This window comes from Pseudomonas syringae group sp. 26L6, from assembly GCF_032587815.1.
GTDB classification, from domain to species: Bacteria; Pseudomonadota; Gammaproteobacteria; order Pseudomonadales; family Pseudomonadaceae; genus Aquipseudomonas; species Aquipseudomonas amygdali.
Genome location: NZ_JAWHPJ010000037.1, coordinates 1 through 3,122 on the forward strand (window position 1 = coordinate 1; position 3,122 = coordinate 3,122).

At 55.6% G+C, this 3,122-nt stretch carries 3 protein-coding genes; all 3 read right to left on the bottom strand.

Annotated elements, in window-relative coordinates:
* Positions 1 to 39: 39 nt before the first annotated feature.
* A complete protein-coding gene (locus RYA97_RS17275) occupies positions 40 to 702 on the bottom strand; it encodes a hypothetical protein (RefSeq protein ID WP_044324256.1) in 663 nt (220 codons plus the stop codon).
* A gap of 183 nt (positions 703 to 885) precedes the next feature.
* On the bottom strand, positions 886 to 1,155 hold the full coding sequence (locus RYA97_RS17280; RefSeq protein WP_004657623.1) for a helix-turn-helix domain-containing protein: 270 nt from the start codon (positions 1,153 to 1,155) through the stop codon (positions 886 to 888).
* A 473-nt stretch (positions 1,156 to 1,628) separates the two neighbouring features.
* Positions 1,629 to 2,945 carry an MFS transporter gene (locus RYA97_RS17285; RefSeq protein WP_117140798.1) on the bottom strand — a complete coding sequence of 439 codons (1,317 nt, stop codon included), beginning with the start codon at positions 2,943 to 2,945 and terminating at the stop codon, positions 1,629 to 1,631.
* Positions 2,946 to 3,122 lie beyond the last annotated feature (177 nt).

A 3,122-nucleotide genomic window follows, 5' to 3' on the forward strand; every position in this document is an offset into this window, starting at 1 on the left:
TGAAAAGTGCTGAGGACTCGGTAGCCGGAAAACATCCGGCTACTTCAGACCTTCCCTAATGGGCTGCTCCATGATCAACTTGCCGTAGAGGGTTTCCTCCTGCTCCAGATGGGCAAGCTGGGTGGTGCGATAATTGAGCGGGTAGATGCTCTTTTCGATCGGCAATAATCGGTCGAAGTGTTCGAGCAGGCCGTGGAAGACGATTCGTCGCTCGACCGTGTTCCGTGTGGTGGCAATGAGTTTGACGAAGTACTCGCTGTCCTGGTGCCGCAGTGCTTCACCGGCAGTGTAACGCTCGACCAGCGTGTGCAGCGATGCGTCATCGAACACGATGCAACACAGGTCTTCGCGCAACAGGCCTTTGAACGGGTTGTCGACCGCTGGCCGGCGGCCGTGCAAGCCCAGGATGAACTGTACAGCCTGCTCCGCCAGCCACTTGCGCTTGCGCCCCTCAAGCCGCTCGACCTCTTCGATCAACGGGGCCTGGCGTCCATGCGAGCGAACCTGTCGGCAGAGCTTGGCAAACAGGCCAACGGGGCCGGACAGTTTTTTCTGTTGCTCGGCAAGTTGCGTCACCGAAAGTGCCGACTGACGGGTTGCCAGGCGATGGAAGTCTGTTGTGAGATTCAAACCGGGCCGATGCGGATCCAGCCGCAATGACTGATCGGACTCAGACCGGCCCCGAACAAAACAAACAGTCATGATTGCTCCTTTTTATTCTTTACGGTTTGCCGTAAGGACGAACTTCAGAAATCCCCTGTTCCGGGCAGCCAGATAGCCGAACACCGAAAAGCAACCGTAGTGCAACATTGAGATTATTGACCTTGAGGCACTATCCCGATAACGCTGATCGCCCTGACAAGATATATTCTGTGACAAGACACATTATGTATGTGCTGACTCGTTACGCAATCCGACAGATGTAGGGGGTCGGTTACTTTTTCCCGGAAGCAAGATAGAAACACAACGCGCCATGAGCTCGACACGGGTCTTTACACGGCTCTTTCTTAGTAGCGAAGACACGTGATCGCGAACCGTATAGTCACTGATACGGAGCTGCCTGGCGATTTCCTTGTTCGTACAGCCCTGCAACAGCAGGCCAAGAACCTCTTGCTCTCTCATTGTCACCTCCATACTACTTCCCCTTGCCATCATTTTGCCCTAGAGCAAATTTGTAGGATGTTTCTTACACTCGTCTTCCATGACCTAAAAAGTAAATCGGCACAGAAATCATTTTATTTAGTATTGTTTTTCATTAAACCCGAATAAAAACCAAAGCCTTGCCAAAAACAAAGACCTGTAAGAATAATCGTTAATTAATAAACAACTGAAGAAATCTCCTACAGAAAATACAGAAAAATTACGACTATCAATTTAATGAAATCATAAATAACCCGCCAGCCGAGCCACGTTGGAATCGTGGCAGGCAAGAGCACACCAGCTCAATAAATAAAAATAATATAGAAGGGCGCAAGATAGACTTGAGCAAACAGAATTACAATCACTTGTTACAATTGACAGCGCCTGACTTGAGGAACTTTCTTGATATGTTTCATTTGCGAAAACCGCCCACAGAGATGAGCGGCTGCGTGCGAGAAAGAGGCGCGCCAGCAGGAACAGGCTTGGCGCTATCCGCTTCTGCCGGTTGCAAGGTCATCTACCACTACACCCCGGCGCAGGCCGAATACCGCTGCGGTCGTCAGACCCACAATCCCCATGACCAGGCTGTAAAGCACGCAAACCCAGATATTCCAGGGCATCAGCGCGATGAGCAGCAATGGCGTGGTACTCGCCCAAAAAGCGTAGGCAATGTTGTAAGTGAACGAGATGCCCGACACACGAATGTTCGCAGGGAACAGTCCGACCATCACCGAAGGCACCACGCCGACAACCCCGCAGGCCAGCCCTGCAATGGCGTAGGCGATACCCAGCGGCATCCATTGCTGGATGAGGCTGGCGTAAAGCACGCCTATACCCAGCGGCAGCAGCAGGCTGTAGATGATGACCCCGCGCCACGCACCGATGCGGTCAACCAGCATGCCTGCCAGCACGCAGCCGATATTGAGGAAGACGATGCCCACTGCGCTCAGGGCGAAGGTATTGCTGGCGCTGATCCCGAAGCGCTGCTGCATGACCGTCGGGGTAATCACCACCAGCACGACCACCGCGGACGTCAGCACAAACGTCAACAGCGCGGCAGGCAGCAAGGATTGGCGATGATCGCGCAGGACCTGGCCAAGCGGCAGTGCAGGCAGGTTTTCACGCTGGGCGTGCATGGCGATGAACACTGGCGTTTCGTTCAGCCAGCGACGCAGCCAGACGCCCACTACACCGAAAACACCGCCCAGCAGAAACGGAATGCGCCACGCCCAGTCAAGGATCTCACCCGGGCTGAAGACCCTTGCCAGCCATGTTGCGGTCAGCGCACCGAGCAGGTATCCAAACGTCAGACCGGCTTGCAAAACCCCGAGTGCGTAGCCGCGATGCCCCTGGGGTGCGTGCTCTGCCACGAAGACCCAGGCACTGGGTACCTCGCCGCCGACCGCTGCGCCCTGCAGAATGCGTAACGCCAGCAGCACCAGCGGCGCCCAGTAACCAATCTGTGCGTAGGTGGGCATGATGCCGATCAGCAGACAAGGCAGGGCCATCATCAGAATACTCAGGCTGAACACCCGCTTGCGTCCCAGCAGGTCGGCAAAATGCGCCATCAGAATGCCGCCCAGCGGGCGTGCGAGATAGCCTGTCACGAAGATCCCGAAGCTTTGCAGCAGACGCAGCCACTCGGGCATGTCGGGCGGAAAAAACAGCTGGCTGAGGGTCAGCGCAAAGAATACGAAGATAATGAAGTCGTAGATTTCCAGCGCGCCACCCAACGCCGCAAGACCCAGGGTCTTGTAGTCGGCTCTGCTGAAGGGCTGGGGAGTGGATTGAACGATGGCCGTCATGAAGCCCCCGAAACATGGCTGAAAAAAGCGCCTGGCGCTCACAGGGCGCGAAGAATAGCAAAGCTTGCGGGCGCACTGATACGGAGCTGAGGCCTATAGCGGGAACGAGGATCGCAACTATCGTGCGGCGCTCCGCGTCGCATGCCTTTCCGGACGCTCCGCGTCCTCTTGCGACGC